This is a genomic window from Streptomyces inhibens (assembly GCF_003389455.1).
In the GTDB taxonomy this organism is placed as follows: Bacteria; Actinomycetota; Actinomycetes; order Streptomycetales; family Streptomycetaceae; genus Streptomyces; species Streptomyces inhibens.
The window spans coordinates 1-18,538 of record NZ_QUAC01000479.1; the positions used below are offsets into that span (position 1 = coordinate 1).

Consider the following 18,538-nt stretch of genomic DNA (forward strand, 5'->3'; position numbering starts at 1 on the left):
CTCCATGATCACTCAAGGCTCGTGCCTGCCTTGCGTTCGGGCCGTCTGGGCAGCCCTGCCCACCCATTTGCCGGTCGGTCTAAGACATCTGTCAGCGCGCCGGGACACTCTCCGGCGTCGTCGTCATAGCAGCGCGCTTCATGCCGGCAACGCTAGCAGAGGAGCGGCGATGTCCACGCGGTCATTCTTCGGACGGGGAGCGCAGAGGTCGCAGTCCTCCGGGCAGGTCGGGAAGTTGGAAGGAGTACCGGCCGAGCATGTTGATGTGGTGCCGCACGAACGGGGAAAGGCGGGCCAGGTCCTCGTCCCTGACGTCGAAGCCTTCGGCCCGCAGTTGGGTGACGGCGGCGTCCATGTAGCGCGTGTTGAAGAGCACCAGGGCATGGAGGACCAGGCCGAGGGCGCCGATCTGGTCCTCCATGCCGTCCTGGTAGCGCTGGTAGAGCTGCCCGGCCCGGCCGTGGAAGATCTTCCGAGCAAGTGCGTGGCGGCCCTCCTGGAGGTTGGCCTGCACCTTGATCTGCCTGCGGTATCCGGCTCGTCGGCCAGGCGCAGGATGTGCAGGGTCTTGGCGATCCGCCCGTAGTGCCCGATCGCGTCGCCCGTGAGCGGGGCGGCCAGCAGGCCGCGCCGGGGCAGGAGTTGTTCACGGTCCGCGAGTCGCTGTTCCGCCCCGCCAAAGACATCGGACTGGCCTACAAGACGGTGGAAAGCGCCAGGTGGACGGCCTCATGGTGGCCGAAGGCACGCCCGCGACTACGAGAGGCTGCCCCAGCACTCCGAATTCTCTGAACTAGTGCCTTGACTGGGAAGGTTCACGGGGGTGGCGGTCGGAGCGGTTGGAAGTGTGGTGACGTCCGTTTCGACCGCTGGGAGGCTTGGTGGCCGAGCCTGTGCGGGTGCGCAGACTGACCGATCAGGAAGGGCAGAAGCTTCAGCAGATCGTGCGCCGGGGCAGTACCAGCTCGGTGCGCTACCGCTGGGCGATGATGCTGCTGGCGTCCGCCGGCGGATACCGGGTCCCGGTAATCGCCCAGCTGGTCCAGGCCGACGAGGACACGGTGCGGGAGGTGATCCACCGGTTCAACGAGATCGGCCTGGCCTGCCTGGACCCTCAACGGGCGGAGGCCGTCCCCGCCTGCTCAGCGATGACGACGAGACCTTCGTCATCCAGACGGCTACCACCCGCCCCACCAAGCTCAGCCAGCCCTTCACCCGCTGGTCGATCCGCAAACTCGCCGCCTACCTGCACCACGTGCACGGGCGCAGCATCCGGATCAGCCGTGAAGCCTTACGGTGCCTGCTCCTGCGCCGCGGCATCACCTTCCAGCGCACCAAAACCTGGAAGGAGTCGCCCGACCCCGAACGCGATGCCAAGCTCGACCGTATCGAGCAGGTGCTGCAATGCTTCCCGGACCGGGTCTTCGCCTTCGACGAATTCGAGCCGCTGGGGATCAAGCCCACCCAAGGATCCTGCTGGGCCGAGCAGCGCAAACCCAACCGGCTCCCGGACCGGCGCTGACATCCGCCGCTGGGCCTCTCCGCCACAGGCTGACCAATGTTGACGGACTTCCCGGTCAAAGCAATCCGAGCTCAGCTCGATAACACTCAGTCACATAGGGCATCTCCATCGGACGCTTTGCGTCCAGCAGAGCGCGGACCCGCCCCAGCAGTTCCTCCCGCGTTGCGGGCTCCAGAGTGATCACGTAGCTGCGGGAGGCGACCATGTCCATGACCTCTCCAGCCGTCATCGAATGGCTCCAGCGGAAGTCCTGACGCTCAACGGGCCCAAACGGCACGCCCACGCGCTCCACTTGACGGTCTTCCGTCGGCGCTGCCGCGCAGTCGCGCAGGATCCGGTCCAGCTCTGCAACCCAGGGCACCGACACATCACGGCAGTTCCACACCAGGCCCAGCCGCCCGCCTGAGCGCAGCACCCGGGCAGCTTCCGGGACCGCCCGCTCCGGGTCCACCCAGTGCCAAGCCTGCGCGCAGACCAGGGTGTCCACGCTCGAGTCCGGTAGTGGGATCGACTCCCCTGTCCCTTCCAGAACACGCACATCAGGGAGCACTTGGGAGAACTGCTCACGCATCCCGACCGAGGGCTCCACCGCGACGACCTCCCGGCCCGGGACCCGCAGCGCACGGGCCAGCTTGCCAGTGCCTGCGCCGAGATCAACCACGGTCCGTGCGTCCTCGGACACCAGCCAGGCCACCGCCTCCGGCGGGTAGGACGGGCGACCACGCTCATAGGCGTCCGCTGCGGCTCCGAACGAGCCCGCCTGACGGTATTTCTCCTGCTCCTCGGCTGTCATCATGCCCGGCATCCTCCCAGGTGACCGCTCGGTGCAACCATGCTGTTCCGGCGAACCTTCCCGGTCAAAGCACTAGTAGGGCTTGGTCAGGTTGGTGCGGGGTCGGGGATGTCGCGGTGACAGGTGGGGCAGGCGCCGGTCCAGAGTGCGATGAGGAACTGCACTTCGCGGATGACCCGGTAGAGGCTCAGGCCGACGCCGTCTCTTTTGGGGATCGGGTCAGCCGTTGCAGGGTGCAGAAGGCGTGGGCGACCGAGACGAGGGTGACGTGGTGGTGCCAGCCGGGCCAGGTGCGGCCCTCGAAGTGGGCCAGGCCCAGGGCCTGTTTCATCTCGCGGTAGTCGTTCTCGATGCGCCACCTGAGCTTCGCGTTGCGGACGAGGATGGCCAGCGGGGTGTTCTCGGGCAGGTTGGACAGCCAGAACTGCACGGGTTCGTCCTCGGCGGCGGGCCATTCGGCCAGCAGCCATCGCGCCGGAAGCTCGGCACCGGGGGCGGCTTTGCGGACCTCGCGTCCGGCGGGCCTAATCCGCAGGGCCACGAAGCGGGAGTACATGCGCTTCAGCCCGCTGCGGCCGCTGCCCGGCCGCGAGCCCTTCCGCCACTGCACCGGCCGGGCGGCGTGCTTGCCGGCCGCGATGACCAGGCTCTTGATGGTCTGTGCCGGCTCGGGGTAGGCCGGCACCGGCCGTCGCCCCCGGCCGGTGTAGGCCGGAGTGCGGGGCCGTGCCTCCTCGGGCTGGGCAGTGGTTGTGGTGGAGATGCCCACCACGTATTCAAGGCCGCGGTCTTCCAGGCCGAGCCGGAAGGCGGCGGTATCTCCGTAGCCCCCGTCGGCGATGGCCAGGGGCACCTCGATGCCCCAGGAGCGCATCTCGTCGATCATGTCGAGGGCCAGCTGCCACCTTCGACATGCCTCACCTCGGCGGGGATGCCGCACTTCTCCCGGCGGGCCACCTTGGCCGGATCGGCCTTCGGCGACGCCGGATCCCAGCTCTCGGGCAAGAACAACCGCCAGTCCACCGCCGCCGAGGCGCCGCATGCGGCCAGGTGCTGCGAGACTCCGGCCTGACAGTCGGTGACCTTGCCCGCAGTGCCGGTGTACTGCCTGGTCACACACGCCGATGCCTCCCCGTCCTTGAGGCACCCGGTGTCATCCACGATCAGTGCCGTAGGCCTGATAACCGGCTGCATCCGCCAAGCCAGACGGGCCCGCACATGCGCCGCGTCCCACGGGCTGGACGTGATGAAGTGGGCCAGGGCCTGTCGGTTGCCGTCCTCGCCCAGCCGCGCGGCCATCGGCTCCACCGACTTGCGGTGCCCCTCCAGCAGCAGTCCCCGCAGATAGACCCCGCCCCACCGGCGCTGATCCGCCCGCGCGAACGGCTCGAACATCTCCGCCGCGAAGTCCTCCAGATCACACCGGACCGCGGCCAACTCCCCACCCAGCACAACCGATCAAACAGACACGCCACCACCGAACGAACCTGACCAAGCCCTACTAGAGCCGGCCTGCAACATCATCGGCCTCCGCCGCCTGCGCATCTCAGGATGATGGGCCCGTCAGTGGCCCCGGGACTGCTGGCCAGTCCAGCACAGTGAGTTCGGGCCATTGCTGCCTCCAGCGGGCCGCCTTGGTCTCGTAGACCTCCTGCGGGGCAAGCACCGGATTCGGACGCACGACCAGATTGAACACATCAGCCAGACCGTGCGGCGCATAGACACGCCACCGCCCGTCAGGCTCCAGGCGGACTCCCACACAACAGGTCGTCGCGGCGAAGCAGTCAATGGCCGACTCCGTGGACGTGTGCGGGTCACAGGGCACACCGAACTTCTGCTCGTACCAAAGGTGGACGCGCGCCTCGTTTCGGATCTCGACCTGGGCAGGGAGCCCTCCAAAGGCTTCCTGACCTGCCCTGATCACCGCATCCTCGGCCTCCCATGACAGGTCGCTGTCGTCGAAGTAGAAGACGTCATAGTCCTTGATCCCGCTGGTCGGCGACCTGTCCGTGACGACGTTCCATACGGTCTGGAACAGGCACCCGGCGGTCAAGTACCAGTCCGGCAGGCCCATCGCCGCGGTCCGGGACAATACCTCCAACAACACGTCGTTGCGGGATAGCACCGCTTGCAGAGCGGCGCTTTGCTCGTCGAGAGGAAGGCGGCTGATCACCCCCTATGCCTACCACCCGCCACAGACACCGCCTGCAGACGCGAGGTCTCATTCCGAAACGGTCAGTACGGGACCTCGGCGATGGGGATACCGGGGGCGCACTCTCGGGCAGAGGGCACAGCACCCGGTTCACGGTGCGTGCTGGCTGCGGCTGATCTCCACGCCCGCGCGGCACGCGAGCGGCAAACTGTGGGAGGGCGCCAAGGACGCAGCTGCCGCCTTCCCCGGGGTGCGGAAGCCGACCCTGTACGGCATCCACCACGGGACCGGGCGGGACGGCACCGCCTACCGCGCCGAACTCACCGCATTCATCGACTCCCCGCCTGCACGCCGGACCCAATTACTGATCAGTGAGCTGGAGCGGTATTTACAGCCGTACTGAGCGAGCGTCACGGTCACTTTCGGCCACGGGGTGGGAATGAACTTTCGACCCTTCTGGGGCGCACGATAGGTATAGATCACGTGGCATGCCGGTTGGGGATGCCTGATACGTGTTCAGGGGGAAATTTCGTGAGATTCAAGCGATCCGGCGACCGCTGGAGACCGTTAAAGGTTGCGTCGCTGCTGACCGCAGCCGCTCTGGGGGTGGGGGCTATGCCGGCGGTGTCGTCGGCCGATCCGTCTGTGGGGCCGCGGGTCGAGACGTTCGTGCTGCCCGTTGGGACGCCGACGCCCACGCCTACGGAGTTGGAGTCGGGTGAGGGACTGCAGCAGTTGGAGCGGGCGGCCTCGGAGGCCGGCGGGCCGCGCAACGCGCTTGAGACCGTCGGGTCGGCCGCCGGCTATGCCGCCAAGTCTGCGAAGCCATCAGCTGTTGGTGCCGCGCTGCCCGCAGCTTCAGGCAAGACGGCGGCGGCTCCAGCGGGGCTGGCGTATCCGGATCCGCCGCGGTCTATGTCGCTGCAGGAGTGCAAGGACCACATGGGCGGGGACGCGAAGTACTACCTCAAGTCCCGGTTCTCCGTGTGTACGGCGCTGCAGATCACCCAGGTGTGGATCAGCAGCAGGGGTAGGGCGGGTACCAGCAGCCTGACGTTCTACATCCGTGGTTCGGTGCCCAAGGAAACCAGCCGCACCATCAACTTCGACTGGGACGTCACCGACTTCGTCAAGGTGGGCAATCCACCGACCAGCGGTCTGACGTACACGGTCAAGTCCGACCTGCCGAAAACCTGGCCTGCAAGGGTCAGGGTGAACTACGGCGGCACCACACCCAATGCCAAGAGCTACGACCAGCTCGCCAGGATGAGACCGGCCCACTTCACCCACACTGTCACCGTAGCCCCCGGCCAAGGCAATTCCGGGCGCACCGACCTGGTCGAGGCCATCTACGAGCCGACTATCAGCGGGAAGCTGCCGCCCGGATGGCTGGGCGACAGCCAAGGTGGCAAACCGTTCATGATGGCACCGCGCTGGGACGCCGCCCCCTACCTGAAGAACTCCACCGGCGGCGGCACCCCGGCCAAGCGTGGAGCCGCTTCCTTTGCCTACCTGGGCTTCCTGCACTACAGCACGAAGGTCACCGCACCCGAGCGTGGGGTGGCCCAGCACATCAAGAGCGTCTTCACCAACCCGTCCCGGACCAAGCCCACCAACCCGGCCAAGAAGGTTGCCGGTCAAGAGCCGAAATACCCGCTGCACCGCATCGTCGCCGACGCAGCGCGCCACGACCGCAACAGACAACTGGCTGTTGCGGACTGCAAGCGCTACTTCGGCCCCAGGTACTCCGAGAACAACACCAAGGACTGCGACGAGTTTCCCTTCGCCTCCACCTATGAAGGCGCGGCGGAGTTCGAGTACACCGGCGACGTCATGAAGAACAACTACTCAGTGCTGCCGGTCAACAAGAAACAGAACGGCGACGCGGGCACCCTGCTCAAGAGCTTCTACGCCAAGAACCGGATCATCGACGGGATGGAGGACGGCTTCGTCGTCCAGATCGACTAACGGCAGGTGTGCGGGGCCGCGGTCAGGCGGCCCCTCACACCTCACTCCGCTTCCGGCCAGAACTGCATTAGCCACCGCTCCACCCCGTGGGCAACGCCAACGTCCTCGGTCACCCGCTGTACTTCGGATCGACCAGCCGAGCCCACCCGGACCCCCCAGCGTCCCCCCGCGTCACCGAGAACCACGACGTCGTCCGCGCGCTGCATCCCCCAAACCGCCAGCTCACCGCTGGCCGTATCGACCACCGCCTCCTCGGACTCTTCCCACTTCTCGTCGGCATCTGCAGCAGGCGGCGGCCCATCCCACACCTGCACTGCGACGGTGGCGGTGTGGGTGTGTCCAGCACTGTAGAAGTCGAGACGGCCCGGGAAGACGTTCAGGTACTTTCCGAACTCGCTCTCGTCCGGGTACGGAACAGCAAGCGAAGCATCATCCGACTCCTGCAACGCGAAACTGTGGTACGCCACCCTCACCTGCAGCTCCTGCTGCCGCACTAACCGCGCCACGACGCCTCCCCAACTCGTTTGGCTCCAGGCCGACCCTACCCACCACGTCGCTACAGTGCCGGCGTGAACCTCCCCGTCGCGCTCTTGCAGCCCACCACGATCGACCGCAGCGCCTTCGCCTCGGCCCGGTCAGCTTCCAGCGGAGCTCGACCGCGACCCAATCGGTGGCTTAGGTGCATCTTGCCGTCGTAGGCGGAGCGCCACTTCCCGCCCGTGAGGCTGCAGTTCTTGCCCTGGCGAGGCTTGACCATTGCCTCGGCCAGGAGGACTTCCTTGCGAGTTATCTGCATCGCTACCAACGGCGTGAGCCACCGTGTGCCACAGGTGCCGCGCTGCCGTTTCTCAGAACGGCAGCGGGAATGTGAGGCACACGGAGCGCTGTTCCACGCGTCCCGACGATGCAGAACCACGGGAAGCATCGCCGCCTGAGCTTGCGAGGGAGAGCAACTTCGCTGATTGACCTTCACCTTGGGGAAGGTCGCAGCATCGTGGCATGCACTTCCAGATGCCCCCGTTCCGCTATCAGGAACTCATCCGCCAGGCCGACGAATACCAACTTGCCCAGAAAGCGCGGAAGAGCAGCTGGGCTACCGCAGCCGACAAACCGCTGTTCTCTCGACTACGTCTGCTGTCCTGGCTCCGAGGATGACAGGCCACCGTACGTGGGTATTGCCTGTGCCTCACATGCCTCGGAACCTACCAAGACGCTGCGGTTCCGGTACACCAATGGCTCTGCGCGCCCACACCGAACCCAGCGTGCAGATAATGCGGGTATCGCAACCATCATGGTCCGCGCCGGTCCACAAGTGGAACTTGTCCCGCTGACACCCGGTCCGGGATTCGCGGGCCAACTTCAGCCCGCCTATCGCGTCCACCAGTCGTAGTCCGCCGTTCTTGCCGTCCGACAACGACGCGCTCGGGGTCGACGACTACTTCGCGTCCTGGTGGGACGCGCCGGGAGTGCACGCGGCTGCGGACACCATCAGCAGCGGGCAGGCCAGGACGGCCAGGCGGCGCGCCGAATACATAGAGTCCCAGATCAGGTGAAGTGACATCAGCTCCATGGGTCTACCCACCGTTCCCTGGCAGGCCAACCGACGACCGCAGGACGTCCGGAATCGAGAGCGGCACGGGGAGCGGCCATGCGGCCCCGCAGTGTCTGCTTTCGTCGCTGGCGGTCGATATCCCCCACTCCGGGCTCCGGCAGGCCGTGCAGGGCTGAGTTCCCGTTCGGTGCCGGTGACATTTGTCATCGCCGATGCGGTACGGCCGGCTCTGCCCGCCCCGCTCGCCAGCCGGAAGGATCGGTGATGTCGAAAGCAGCACAAGCCACGGATCAAAGGGGCGGACATAAGCGGCACCATCATCGAGCAGCAAACCAAGACCGCCGTCGAGCCGAAGCAGTCTGAGGGGCCTGGCCAGGGTGAAGCAGCTACCAGTGTCATTCTTCGCCCGCTCCGATCACCACGGCGGCCGGGCACGTAGCGGTCAGCGTGGCGATGGCCGGCGCCACGGTGGCACTGCTGTGGTTCGACCAGCGCGCCAGCTTCCGCGCTCTCGGCCTCACGCAGCCTCAGGCCGCCTGACAGGCCCCAAGCGCGGCTTGTCTCCCGTCGGCCCTGCGCAATGATCACAGTGCCACTCCACCATGGAGCGCAAGCGATCTGCTGCGCCAGCGCACGGCCTTCCTGCTGCTGATGAACCACCGTGCCCGAGCGGTCATCGAGGTCGACAGACGCCAGCACTTTAGGCACTGACGGGCAGGCCGGCACTTCCACCGTCTCCTTCGCCGGCACGGTCATCTCCCGGGCTGAGGGGCTTCGTGCGCGGGCCAGTTGCGGGGCGGACCTACCCGCGTGACGTCGTCGACGCGGTTGAGCAGTTCGGCACCGCGTTGCCTGGGGCGGTCGGGATCTCGGGGGCGTTGGCGCGCCCAACGGGGCACGACGAGGGCGTTGTCGGGCAGGTGCTGTCTCTTATCTCGCCGAGCTCGGTCATTCAAGGGAGTGTCCCCCGGAAACCCTCCGCCCTCCGATGCACCTGCCCTCGAGCCGCCGGCAACAAGCCGGCACCGAAGCCCCCGGCCTCGTGCCGGTTCGGCTCGCCGCTGCGCTCGGGGGCGCACATGCCTGGAGTGGCTGCCGTGGCCTGTGCCAGGTCGGCGAAAAGGCCGCGGATTCACTCGCTCGGGTGAACGTGGGGAAAGTGGGGGGAGAAGTGAGCCTCAGGGTTCGTCAGGGGGGCGAGGACGCGCACCGCGTCCGTGTCCGATAGATGGAGAGCCACTTACATGACGCCGTCGTTGGAGTGGACCGGGTATCTCCCGGCCGCCGTGAGCGCGGTGCACGCGCTGGGGTCCCTGGTGCGCCTGTGCTGGGAGCGCAGCCCGGTCGGAGGGAAGACTCGTCGGTCCCGCGCGGCCGAGGGCCCGTGGGACTGCGAGGGCCGTTGCTGGTGTGTCGCCGGCGTTCCGGTCGTGCGGGTGGATGTCGCCGCTGAGGTACCAGTAATGGTGCGCATCGCGGTCGCCGTCGGTCCCGCCGGGAGCGGCGCGACGGCAGGTGGGGAGCCGGGCCCGTGGTAGGCGACGGCCTGTCTGGAGAGGCGGTGGCGCTGGGCGGAGACGTAGCGCAGCGGCTGCTGGAGTGCTACCCGGCCTTCATGGAGGCGCAGCCGTCCAGGCTGCGGCAGGCGTTTCCGGCTCTGTCGCTGGCCTCGTGCCAGGACGTCGCGCAGGAGGCCTATCTGCGGGTGGGGTTGAAAGCGGCCGACGGGGATCTGGCGCCAGAGACAAATGTGATGGCGTATCTGCGGCAAGCGGCCCGCAATCTCGCCATCGACCGGTGCCGCCGCGAGCAGCAGCGGGGCAAGCGGCTGGTGCTGATGGGCGGCGACGCACTGGATGCCGTGCCGGAGCCGCAAGTGTTGGCGGATGAGGACCGGGTGGTCCTGCAGGAGCTGGTGATCCCGGCGATCGAGGAGATGCCGGAGAGCCGGCGGCGGCAGGTGGTGGACCTGCAGAGCAGGGGGCTGAGCGATGAGGAGATCGCGGCCGCGCTCGATATACCCGTACATCGCCTCCACAACCTGCGGAACAAGGCGGTTGCGCATCTAAGACGCAATCTCGCTGGGCATATTCGGGACGGGCATCGGAAGAAGACGCAGCACGGAAAGAAGGACAGGTGACGGATGTGAGCAGGTACGACGACCACCGCGGCGGGGCGGGGTGCCCGGAGCCGGTGGTCCCGGCCGGGCTCGCGGAACTGCTGGCCCAGCTCACCGGCCCACCCGACTTCTGGGACCGGCCTGACGGGCACTTCGGCCCCCTGGCCGAGATGTATGCGCTGACTGCGGAGGAGCGGGCGCACGCCAACTCGCTATACCGGCTGGGTTCGAAAGCCTTGGGCCGTGACGAGCTGCTGCCGGCCGCCAACTGGCTGGGCGCGGCCGCCGAGGCCGGCCACCCCGGGGCTCTGTTTCGGATGGCCGCCCTCACAACGCGTGCGGGGGACGAAGGGCGTGAGAGCGTGCGGTTCCTCGTCGCGGAGGCGGCCCGGCACGGACACGGCGACGCCCGTGCGTTGCTGGAGGCGACGGCGGGCGACAGGTTGACCGACCGCCCTGCATGCCCGGTGATCGAGGATCCGCAGTTCATTGACGAAGTCCGCAATGGCCTGGGTCTTCCCCGGGTGCCGCAACTGCCCGCGGGCACCAACCGAGGCAGAGCCTTCGCGTCAGCTGAACACACTCCTCTGGGCGGACAGGAGGCAGCAGCTCCTCCCCGGCTCGTCCGGGTACCGGCACCCAGGCTGGGTCAGGTGCGTGGCCCGGGTTGGGTGCAGCGGGAGATGTCCCGGCCGGAAACCGGCTCCCCCGCGGACGACCGACCCCAGCTCTCTGCCCATTCCGGCGCCGCACGCCCCGTTGACGGGCTGCTGCTGCCGCTCCCCCCTGAGCAGCCAGGGTTCATGCCCAGCGCCCCAGCAGATGAGAACGAGGGCCACGAGCCCTGGTCTGCCAATGCGCTGCGGCCAGCGGTGCTGACCGACATGGCCCGCAGGACACCCGCGCACACCGACACACCTCAGCAGTGGAAGGCCGCAGTCAGAGCCCTGGACATCCTCTACCTCGTCGACGCGGCAGGCGGGATCACCACCCGTGCCCTGGCCCGCCGAAGTGGGCTTCCGCTTGCAGCAGTGGCTTGGCTGCTGCACTGGCTGCGCGGCCAGCACCTCATCTCCACGGTCGCCGGCGCTCACTTCCCCGGCCCGCTCATGGAAATGACGCGCGACCCTGAACAGCGCGACCGGCTCCTCCAACAGACCCTCGCCGGCCTGCGTGACCAGCTCGGTGCAGCCGTCTATGTCAGTGGCTACGCCCACGGAGACGTCGAGGTCCTCCAGTCCGCGTACGGACCCGAGGCGCCTGCGGTGGAGGAGTGGGTCAACTTTCGCGACGCAGCACACGCCAGCGCCGTCGGCAAGAGCCTGCTGGCCCAACTCGACTTCGACGGTCGCATGAACCACCTCGCCCGCTACCGGCCGATCAAGCTCACCGACCGCACCATCACCAACCCCCGCGCGCTCTTCGAAACCCTCGACGGCCATGGTCCCCATGCCGCCCAGTTCGATCTGCTGGAGTACTCCCCCCTCGAAGTCTGCGCCGCCTTTCCGCTCGGCATCCCTGGACAGGCCACCTGCGTGGCCCTGTCCCTGCCCGCCGGACAGCGCCACCGGCTCCTGCCCGCCGCCCGCGCCCTAAGCGAACGCTCCGCAGGACTGCTTATGGCCCTCCTACTGACCGATGAAGCTGCCGACGACCGCCGGCCACTACCACCAGCAGCAGCCGCGGAAGGAGCCGACCAAGTCACCATCGCCGCAACAGCCCATGCCCTACCCCGGATACACGCAAGCCAACGCTGAGCAGTCTCCTCCCGCCCCAGGCCTCATCCGGGGCGGGAGGAAGAGCCTTTCGCACGCTCCCGCGCGGCCGAACTGGACGGCGTACCCGTGCCGGCCCGTGGCGGCGGCAAGGGTCAACTCGTGCACGTCACCCGCGCCGTCGAACGGCCAGACGACACCACCGAACATGTCCGTGAGCAGCGCGGGAGCTGCTCGCGCTGCCCTTCTCCTCACAGCCACTTCTGCGAAGTGATAGCGGTAAGCGGGGGATCGACCAGCTGAATCGCGCGGCGTGACGTGCACACCCGGGAGAAGGCGTTGGGCGGCCGCTGCGTAGGCGACACCAGTGACCGCGGCATCAACGTGGACGTATCGACCGCCGTCGGGGCTTTACCGCCCCATTGGTCTTTGCATTCCAAGGTTTTGACGCTTTGTCACCTCCTTAATGCGGTAGCCCCTCAGCTCCGCCCTGCCGCCCGATACCGTGTTCGCTGGAAGATCGCGAGCGTAACGGGGAGCCAGCTATGGCGCACGAACACTTCACTGTCCATCCGAATAAACTCTGTGCCTTATCCCGTGACTTCAAGCATGTGGAAAGCCGGCTGGAGGGACAGATAAACCGGTTCGCCGATAAGGCAGAAAACGTCGATGACGCGTTCGGCGTTCTCAGTGAATCTACCGAGGCGCTGGCCAAATACGTGGAGATGACGCAGGCCACCGTCAAGAGCCTGCAGCAGCTACACAAACAACTGGCCGGGTACGCGGCCGGGCTGGACCACACCGCCGCGAACTACGAGCACACCGACGCGCAGCACGCCGTGGAATTTAAGGGGGAGTGACCATGGCCGAGCAGCAGCAGGACATCGAGAAGAGCTTCAACATCCTCAAGCCCGGCGGCAACCCCGACGTGTTGCGCAAGTGCGCCGAGGCATGGCGCGAGATGGCCCATGACCTTCAGGCTGCGGGCCGGGATCTCGACCAGCAGGTCGGAGATCTGGATGATGCGGACTGGGGCGGCCGGGCCGCCACCGGGTTCCGTGAGCACTGGAGGCACACCAAGCAGCAGATCGACCATGGGCTGCCGAACTTCGAACGAGTGGCCAAGGAACTGGAGCAGGCCGCCGACCACATCGAGGACACCAACCAACGGGTCCAGCACGTCCTTGAGGAACTGGCGGTCACCGCCGCCGTGGGCCTGGGACTGACCGTCATCACCGCGGGCTTCTCCGATGCGGTGGCCGCTGGCGCCGCGGCGGCCGAAGTCGCCGAGGCCGGAACCGTCGTCGCACGCCTCGCCAGTCTCCTCAAGAAGGTCGAGGAAACCCTGGAGTTCGTCCGCGGCCTCATGCAGAGCAGCAAGTTCATGAAGTTCGGCGTGGAGTTCGGCACGAACGTCGCGGGCAACTTCACAGGGAACGTGCTGGGCCAGGTGTTCACCGGCCAGGAGGTCACCTGGGGCCAGGACCTCCAGGACGCCGCGGTGGCCGGCGGCGTCGGCACCGCGCTCGGAGCGGGGGGCCGGGCGGTGGGGGGAAAGATGTCCGGCGCGCTCGGCAAGGTCTTCGAAGGTGATGGCTTCTGGGGGAAGACAGCCACGGGTGCGGTCACCAGCGCGGGCGGCCAGATGGCTGCCGACGGTGTCGATATCCACTTCGAGCAGGGCGGCAAGACGGGCGCCAGCATCCTCCCCGACCTGGCCACCAGCGCCATCGGCGGTGCAGCGGGCGGTGCTGCGGTGCACGGCGGCGAGGCCCGGTACGAGCACGGCGGAGGGGGACGGCACCGCGACCCCGACACCGGCCCGACCTTCGGCCCGGGCCGGCAGGCCGCTGCTAATGGCGTGGTGTATGGAGATGCCAACGCCAACGAGTCCGATATCACCGCCGACCACCCGAAGAGCCCGTTCGACGAGCCTGGTTCCGCGCTGACCGACCCGGACGGTGCGTATGGGAAGTGAGGGTAGACCGTAGGAATGTGGCGGATCAGGAAGAGCGTTCGCAAATATCGCGGGGATCCAGAATGGCATCACTACCGGAAAAGGGAATCGGCTGACTGGACAGGCCAGTTCGGGGTCCCCGGCCATCCTTTCGGCACATTCGGAAATCATGTCCAGCATGTACTGGAAGGGCGGGTACGAGGATATCCGACGACGATGTTCCATCTGGCCGGAGTACGCAAAGGCGGCCGCTACGGCACCATCGTCAATATGTATTCGGTGGCGGTCCTGACACTGCCGGGCAGCCTTCCCGACACGTCGGTCTCCGTCGGCACGTTGGTCTACAGGCTTCGGATGGACCCCTTCCCGCCCCGCGCGGGTACCCCCCTCCACCTGCCTCCCGGCCGCAGACCTCGCATGGTCAAGTGCTGTGTGGATCGCGCCTTCGCCGAGCTGGTCATCACCGAGCGGGTGGTCCGGATGACCGCGGAGGCCAAGATGGGGTGGCGTCTGCACGGGAACCACATGATCGGGTGGATCAAGGAGCGGAAGCCGTACGAGAGGGTCATCGGCCTCGCGGAAGCGATGGCCGACGTCGTCGCCGAGTTCCCCGCATCGGTGTGGACTTGGGAAACCGGCGACTGCCGACATGTGTGATCGCCGGACTGTTCGAGTGTCATAGCGCCAGACCTGTGTCATGTCAGTCAATCCAAGACCGCTATTCATAGAGGCGGCGGATCAGGCGGATATCGCAGTACGACGGCGACAGCGCCGTCATGACCACTACATACAGCGCGATCTTCATCTGGGCGCTTTCAGGGCTCTGGCAGGTGAGATTCGGGCCGGTGCCGTTGCCGGCAGTGGAAGGGGGTTTGCCGCGGGCGGTGCAGTCCGTCATGGACAGTCGTGAGCAGGATCCGGTCCTCGAAGGCGCCGTGTGAACGGGGTTGATTCACCATTGGGGGCTCCGGGGCTGGCCGTGCGCCATCCTTTGCCCCCTCGGGTGACGGTTTCCACTGCTGCTTCCACGGCTGACCCTCAGCCGGCAAATGCTGGAGGCCAAGTCAGAAATAAGCAGCAAAAAACGGCCTCTCGGACTCCGCGCTTTTGCGAGACAATCGGTCGTATGGTTTTCTCCTCTCCCATTCGACTGTGGCTGCTCCCCAGCGCTGTCCTGCTCGGCACACTGGCCATCTGGGGCACGCTCCGCTACCCGCACCTGCCAGACCGGATACCGAAACACATCGGCATCGACGGGGTAGACGCTTGGACGAACCGGTCGATTGGTAGCGCGTTCATGCTGGTGTTCGTGTACGCGGGGGTGACAGCGCTGGTGACCGCCTGCGCGGAACTGACTCTGCGGGTGACCCCGCGCGCCGAGCTACCAGGCGGAGGCGCGACACCGTTCGCCGGTGGGCTGGTGCCCCCTTCGGCGCTTAAGCGGCCTGCCAGCCGCACCTCGGCACGCCGCACCGCCCGGGCGTTGCTGTTGCTCAATGCATGTGTGGGCATCTCACTCCTGGTCGGCTGCGGAACCCTGTGGCGCTCCGCGCCGGAGCAAGAGGTGCCGGGGTTGCTATTCGCCGCGATGATCGTGCCGATCCTCGTAGGGACCGCGCTGACGGTGGGGGTGACGGTACGCGACCGGAAAGAGGCCACACACTGAACCGGTGGAGCCACGAGCCTTTCCCGCCTCAGCTCTCGGCCGCTCGCCACCCGCCCCGAAGTAGCCAGGGACCTGCTCGGGCGAAGAAGCCCTCAAGAGAGGTGGTGCAGTGGCCAACCAGAAGCCTGAAAGGCACTGGGGAGCAGGGAAGGTCGTAGCTGTCTTGTCGTGGGCAGTGGTGGCGCTGGTGTTCTTCTTGGTGACGGTCGGCGCAGTCACTGCCGAAGTCTTCGCTCTTAACCCGCCGGGCCGCCAGGACCGCGTCCGTATCACATCGTGCCAGTGGAAGTCGGAAGGACGCGGAGGTACCTCAGCCGAGTGCACCGCGCACCGGGTCAGCGGTGCAGGTAACGCAGTGGTGCTGCAATACAAGGGCAGTCCGGGCGAAACGGTGACGGTCACCGAGACTCCAGGCGGCGACCTGGTGGTGAAAGCCAGCGTTGTTCAATGGGTGACAGCCGCACTATTTCCGATGCTGCCTTTGGCGGCTGCCGGTGTGTGCGCAGTCGCCGCCGTTGGTGCGGCGCGCCGGTCTGGTCCGCTTTTCCCTCCGCCCCCTGTATTGCCGCAGCGCGCGGGCACGGGTGAGGCGGTAGCGCGCCGCCGCAGCCAGTAGTGCGCCGACACAGCTCCATTCGACCTCCGCCGCACCGGTGCCCCGCGGCGGCCGCCCTCCTTGTGCCCACCAGCGGTACCACTCTGGACACGGCGAAACGGGGCGCGCATGAACGCTGGCCACGGGGGTGGAGGCGGCCACGGTGGGGCACACAGCGGACACGCCGGCGGCAGCCACCATGGCGGACACCACACGGTCCACCACAACGGGCACTACGGAGCCCGCCACGAGGCAGGCGAGCGGCCCGACGCCGACAACCCATCGGAACGCGGGACCAACTACCGGGATGGCTCTGATCACGACTTCGGGGGGCGGCGATTGTCCATCGGTTTGGGAGGCACTGACCCGTACGGCGAATTCGAAATGTTCGCGGGTTCCGGCAGTGCCTTGGCGTCGTCTTCCGCTCTTGGGGCACGCCTTGCGGGTGAGCGGTTGAGCGGGCGGATGCTGCGCAGGATGCCGCCGACGAGTTGGACGAGGTCGTGAGGCGGTGAGGTCGGGGTCGACCTCACCAGCGTCTCTGGCGTGGTTCACAGGGGTCAGGCAAGCTCACTCTGCCGCAGCCGGCGCTCCAGGCGCGCCACATCGGCGTCGACGATGAGCACGAGGGGGGCGCGGGCCCTCAGCGGCGGGACATGTAGAGGTTCAGGGCCTTGTGCAGGACCTTATTGAGCGGGTAGTCCCACTCGCCGAGGTATTCGATGGCCTCGCCGCCGGTGCCGGCTTTGAAGCGGAGCAGCCCGAGCAGGTGATTCCCCTCGTCCAGGGTGTCGGTGATGCCCCGGAAGTCGTAGACGCCCGCTCCAAGTTCGTAGGCGTCGGACATCATCCGCCACTGGATGGCGTTGTTCGGCTGAACCTCGCGTTTCCGGCTTGTGGAGGCGCCGTAGGAGTACCAGACGTGCCGGCCGACGGTCAGCATGGTGGCGGCCGCGAGGACCTCTCCCTCGTGATGCGCGAGGTACAGGCGCATGCGGTTCTCGTCCTCGGCCCGCAGCACGGTCCACATCCGCTGGAAGTAGGCCAGAGGCCGGGGGATGAACCGGTCCCGCTCGGCGGTCTCGACGTAGATGTCGTAGAAGACGGGCAGGTCCTCGTAGCTGCCCTGGTCCACCTTGACGCCGGCTTTCTCCGCCTTCTTGATGTTGCGGCGCCACTGCTGGTTGAAGTCCCGCTGGACATCCTCCAGCGTGCGTCCGGCGTAGGAGACCTGGAACACGTAGCGCGGCTGGCCCGCGGCGAAGCCGTCCTCGCCGCCTGGCTCTGTCTGCTGCCAGCCCATCCGCCGCAGCCGGTCGGCGATGCCGAAGGCCCGCGGCTCGTGCGCGGTGGCCTCCACGTCCCGCAGCCGCCTGGCCTGCGGGTTGGCGATCGCGGCCTTGACCGTCTCGGCACTCCAGCGGCGGGTGACGACTGGTGGCCCCATCTTCACTGAGAAGGCTCCCTGTTCCTTCAAGTACGCGAGCATGGGCTCCAGCCACTGCTCCAGATCCGGGGCGGCCCAGTCGATGACCGGTCCTTCGGGCAGATAGGCGAGGTACCGCCTCAGCTTCGGCAACGGCCGCAGCAGCACCAGCCCGGCACCGGTGAGGTGGCCGTCCTCATCGAACCAGCCCAGGCTCTCCGCCCGCCAGTCCGGCTTCACATCCCCCCACGAGGGAACCTGCATGTGACTCACCGAGGGGCAGGCCGTGATGAAGGCCAGATGCTCCTCGCGGGTGATCGCCTTCAGGCGATAGCTCATGCGCAGTGCTCCTTTGCTCGATGCACAAACCTACTGAGCTGCTGTCAGCCGTCCGCCTCGGCCGCACACTGGTGTGGGATGCCGAGACGAGTGGACCTTAGCCAGGGTGCTGTCATTCCTCATAACATCGAACACGGCGGAGCTGGGGTGAATCCCGAAGCCGTGAATAACTGCTGTCGGAACTGGGTTCTGGCACACATTCCGTGAAAGATCTTGCTGGCTCTCGCCAGCAGAAGGCGCGCGCGTCATGTGAGCTGCGCGGACCACGTGTCACCGGGGTCCGGTGAGGTCTGACTCAAGATCGTTCACGGAATGTGTGCCAGAACCGGAACTGGCGAACAAAGCCAACCGGGACGACAGCCACACAGAAAAGGCCTTCGTTTGCAAGTTCCTCGCCGGATGGCTGCTCTTCTGGGTGCTCTGCCTCGTCGCTCTCTACCTTCTGTGGGAGCCAGCCTCCGCAGACACGCCACTCACACCGACCGCCGCCGCGCGCCCACGTCCAGATCCGCACCGGCTGCCAGACCAGCTCCAGCTCCTCGAACAACACCTTCAACGCCCCAGCCAGCGTCCGTGACGCCTTCTCCAGCTGCGGCAGCATCAAGCGCCGCTCCTCTTGGAAAGCCCAGCGACTTACCTGGATGGTGGCGTCGACCATGGTCCCGCCTCTGCGGCCGACGGGCAGCAGCCAGTACAGGAACTCGCCACTGCCGCCTCGCAGGTCGAGGTCGGCC

Annotated in this window: 16 protein-coding genes and 3 pseudogenes; 11 read left to right on the forward strand and 8 right to left on the reverse strand. The window is 67.0% G+C overall.

Annotation, left to right across the window (positions count from 1 at the left end; translation table 11 throughout):
* Positions 1-181: 181 nt before the first annotated feature.
* Positions 182-603, reverse strand: a pseudogene (locus DY245_RS41900) (Tn3 family transposase); the annotation flags it as partial.
* 278 nt (positions 604-881) lie between these two features.
* Between DY245_RS41900 and DY245_RS41910 the strand changes: the two are divergent.
* Positions 882-1,510 (forward strand): annotated as a pseudogene (locus tag DY245_RS41910) (helix-turn-helix domain-containing protein); the annotation flags it as partial.
* 67 nt (positions 1,511-1,577) lie between these two features.
* Here the strand turns inward: DY245_RS41910 and DY245_RS41915 are convergent.
* From DY245_RS41915 to DY245_RS41925, 3 genes and pseudogenes are all read right to left on the reverse strand, one after another.
* Positions 1,578-2,318 carry a class I SAM-dependent methyltransferase gene (locus DY245_RS41915; RefSeq protein WP_244943599.1) on the reverse strand — a complete coding sequence of 247 codons (741 nt, stop codon included), beginning with the start codon at positions 2,316-2,318 and terminating at the stop codon, positions 1,578-1,580.
* Between the two features lie 184 nt (positions 2,319-2,502).
* A pseudogene (locus tag DY245_RS41920) lies at positions 2,503-3,710 on the reverse strand (IS701 family transposase).
* Between the two features lie 151 nt (positions 3,711-3,861).
* On the reverse strand, positions 3,862-4,488 hold the full coding sequence (locus DY245_RS41925) for a nucleotidyltransferase family protein (RefSeq protein ID WP_128512366.1): 627 nt from the start codon (positions 4,486-4,488) through the stop codon (positions 3,862-3,864).
* 229 nt (positions 4,489-4,717) lie between these two features.
* Between DY245_RS41925 and DY245_RS45030 the strand changes: the two genes are divergently transcribed.
* Entirely contained in the window at positions 4,718-4,870 is a 153-nt protein-coding gene (locus DY245_RS45030; protein ID WP_181924094.1) for a hypothetical protein, read from the forward strand.
* A 212-nt stretch (positions 4,871-5,082) separates the two neighbouring features.
* Positions 5,083-6,435 carry a NucA/NucB deoxyribonuclease domain-containing protein gene (locus DY245_RS47335; protein WP_244943600.1) on the forward strand — a complete coding sequence of 451 codons (1,353 nt, stop codon included), beginning with the start codon at positions 5,083-5,085 and terminating at the stop codon, positions 6,433-6,435.
* A 41-nt stretch (positions 6,436-6,476) separates the two neighbouring features.
* On the opposite strand, the gene DY245_RS41935 is transcribed toward DY245_RS47335, so the two are convergent.
* Complete coding sequence (locus tag DY245_RS41935; RefSeq protein WP_128512367.1) at positions 6,477-6,941, reverse strand: hypothetical protein; 465 nt, start codon at positions 6,939-6,941, stop codon at positions 6,477-6,479.
* Between the two features lie 894 nt (positions 6,942-7,835).
* Here DY245_RS41935 and DY245_RS45035 point away from each other — a divergent pair.
* The 6 genes from DY245_RS45035 to DY245_RS41960 all read left to right on the forward strand — a co-directional run bounded on the left by DY245_RS45035 (position 7,836) and on the right by DY245_RS41960 (position 14,435).
* On the forward strand, positions 7,836-7,988 hold the full coding sequence (locus DY245_RS45035) for a hypothetical protein (protein WP_181924095.1): 153 nt from the start codon (positions 7,836-7,838) through the stop codon (positions 7,986-7,988).
* A 1,530-nt stretch (positions 7,989-9,518) separates the two neighbouring features.
* Positions 9,519-10,127 carry an RNA polymerase sigma factor gene (locus DY245_RS41940; RefSeq protein ID WP_128512368.1) on the forward strand — a complete coding sequence of 203 codons (609 nt, stop codon included), beginning with the start codon at positions 9,519-9,521 and terminating at the stop codon, positions 10,125-10,127.
* Positions 10,128-10,132: 5 nt separating this feature from the next.
* A complete protein-coding gene (locus tag DY245_RS41945) occupies positions 10,133-11,863 on the forward strand; it encodes an IclR family transcriptional regulator domain-containing protein (RefSeq protein WP_128512369.1) in 1,731 nt (576 codons plus the stop codon).
* A 503-nt stretch (positions 11,864-12,366) separates the two neighbouring features.
* Positions 12,367-12,681 (forward strand): type VII secretion target, encoded by a 315-nt coding sequence (locus DY245_RS41950; protein ID WP_128512370.1) that lies wholly within the window; start codon positions 12,367-12,369, stop codon positions 12,679-12,681.
* Between the two features lie 2 nt (positions 12,682-12,683).
* Positions 12,684-13,799: a WXG100 family type VII secretion target gene (locus tag DY245_RS41955; RefSeq protein ID WP_128512371.1), complete on the forward strand. Its 1,116-nt coding sequence runs from the start codon at positions 12,684-12,686 to the stop codon at positions 13,797-13,799.
* 195 nt (positions 13,800-13,994) lie between these two features.
* On the forward strand, positions 13,995-14,435 hold the full coding sequence (locus tag DY245_RS41960; RefSeq protein WP_128512372.1) for a hypothetical protein: 441 nt from the start codon (positions 13,995-13,997) through the stop codon (positions 14,433-14,435).
* A 61-nt stretch (positions 14,436-14,496) separates the two neighbouring features.
* On the opposite strand, the gene DY245_RS41965 is transcribed toward DY245_RS41960, so the two are convergent.
* Complete coding sequence (locus DY245_RS41965; protein ID WP_128512373.1) at positions 14,497-14,676, reverse strand: hypothetical protein; 180 nt, start codon at positions 14,674-14,676, stop codon at positions 14,497-14,499.
* Positions 14,677-14,904: 228 nt separating this feature from the next.
* On the opposite strand from DY245_RS41965, the gene DY245_RS41970 reads away from it, so the two are divergent.
* Positions 14,905-15,444, forward strand: a complete 540-nt coding sequence (locus DY245_RS41970; RefSeq protein WP_128512374.1) for a DUF1648 domain-containing protein — start codon at positions 14,905-14,907, stop codon at positions 15,442-15,444.
* Between the two features lie 109 nt (positions 15,445-15,553).
* Positions 15,554-16,060: a hypothetical protein gene (locus tag DY245_RS41975; RefSeq protein WP_128512375.1), complete on the forward strand. Its 507-nt coding sequence runs from the start codon at positions 15,554-15,556 to the stop codon at positions 16,058-16,060.
* 622 nt (positions 16,061-16,682) lie between these two features.
* Here the strand turns inward: DY245_RS41975 and DY245_RS41980 are convergent.
* The gene (locus DY245_RS41980) at positions 16,683-17,804 is read right to left on the reverse strand and encodes a lipid II:glycine glycyltransferase FemX (RefSeq protein ID WP_128512376.1); all 1,122 of its coding nucleotides are present in this window, start codon (positions 17,802-17,804) and stop codon (positions 16,683-16,685) included.
* 295 nt (positions 17,805-18,099) lie between these two features.
* On the reverse strand, positions 18,100-18,462 hold the full coding sequence (locus DY245_RS41985) for a hypothetical protein (protein ID WP_128512377.1): 363 nt from the start codon (positions 18,460-18,462) through the stop codon (positions 18,100-18,102).
* Positions 18,463-18,538 lie beyond the last annotated feature (76 nt).

Coding starts and splice junctions, on each gene's coding strand:
- DY245_RS41915 (WP_244943599.1), bottom strand. CDS start 2,318: ATGATGACAGCCGAGGAGCAGGAGAAATACCGTCAGGCGGGCTCGTTC.
- DY245_RS47335 (WP_244943600.1), top strand. CDS start 5,083: ATGCCGGCGGTGTCGTCGGCCGATCCGTCTGTGGGGCCGCGGGTCGAG.
- DY245_RS41950 (WP_128512370.1), top strand. CDS start 12,367: ATGGCGCACGAACACTTCACTGTCCATCCGAATAAACTCTGTGCCTTA.
- DY245_RS41955 (WP_128512371.1), top strand. CDS start 12,684: ATGGCCGAGCAGCAGCAGGACATCGAGAAGAGCTTCAACATCCTCAAG.
- DY245_RS41960 (WP_128512372.1), top strand. CDS start 13,995: ATGTTCCATCTGGCCGGAGTACGCAAAGGCGGCCGCTACGGCACCATC.
- DY245_RS41965 (WP_128512373.1), bottom strand. CDS start 14,676: ATGACGGACTGCACCGCCCGCGGCAAACCCCCTTCCACTGCCGGCAAC.
- DY245_RS41970 (WP_128512374.1), top strand. CDS start 14,905: ATGGTTTTCTCCTCTCCCATTCGACTGTGGCTGCTCCCCAGCGCTGTC.
- DY245_RS41980 (WP_128512376.1), bottom strand. CDS start 17,804: ATGAGCTATCGCCTGAAGGCGATCACCCGCGAGGAGCATCTGGCCTTC.
- DY245_RS41985 (WP_128512377.1), bottom strand. CDS start 18,462: ATGGTCGACGCCACCATCCAGGTAAGTCGCTGGGCTTTCCAAGAGGAG.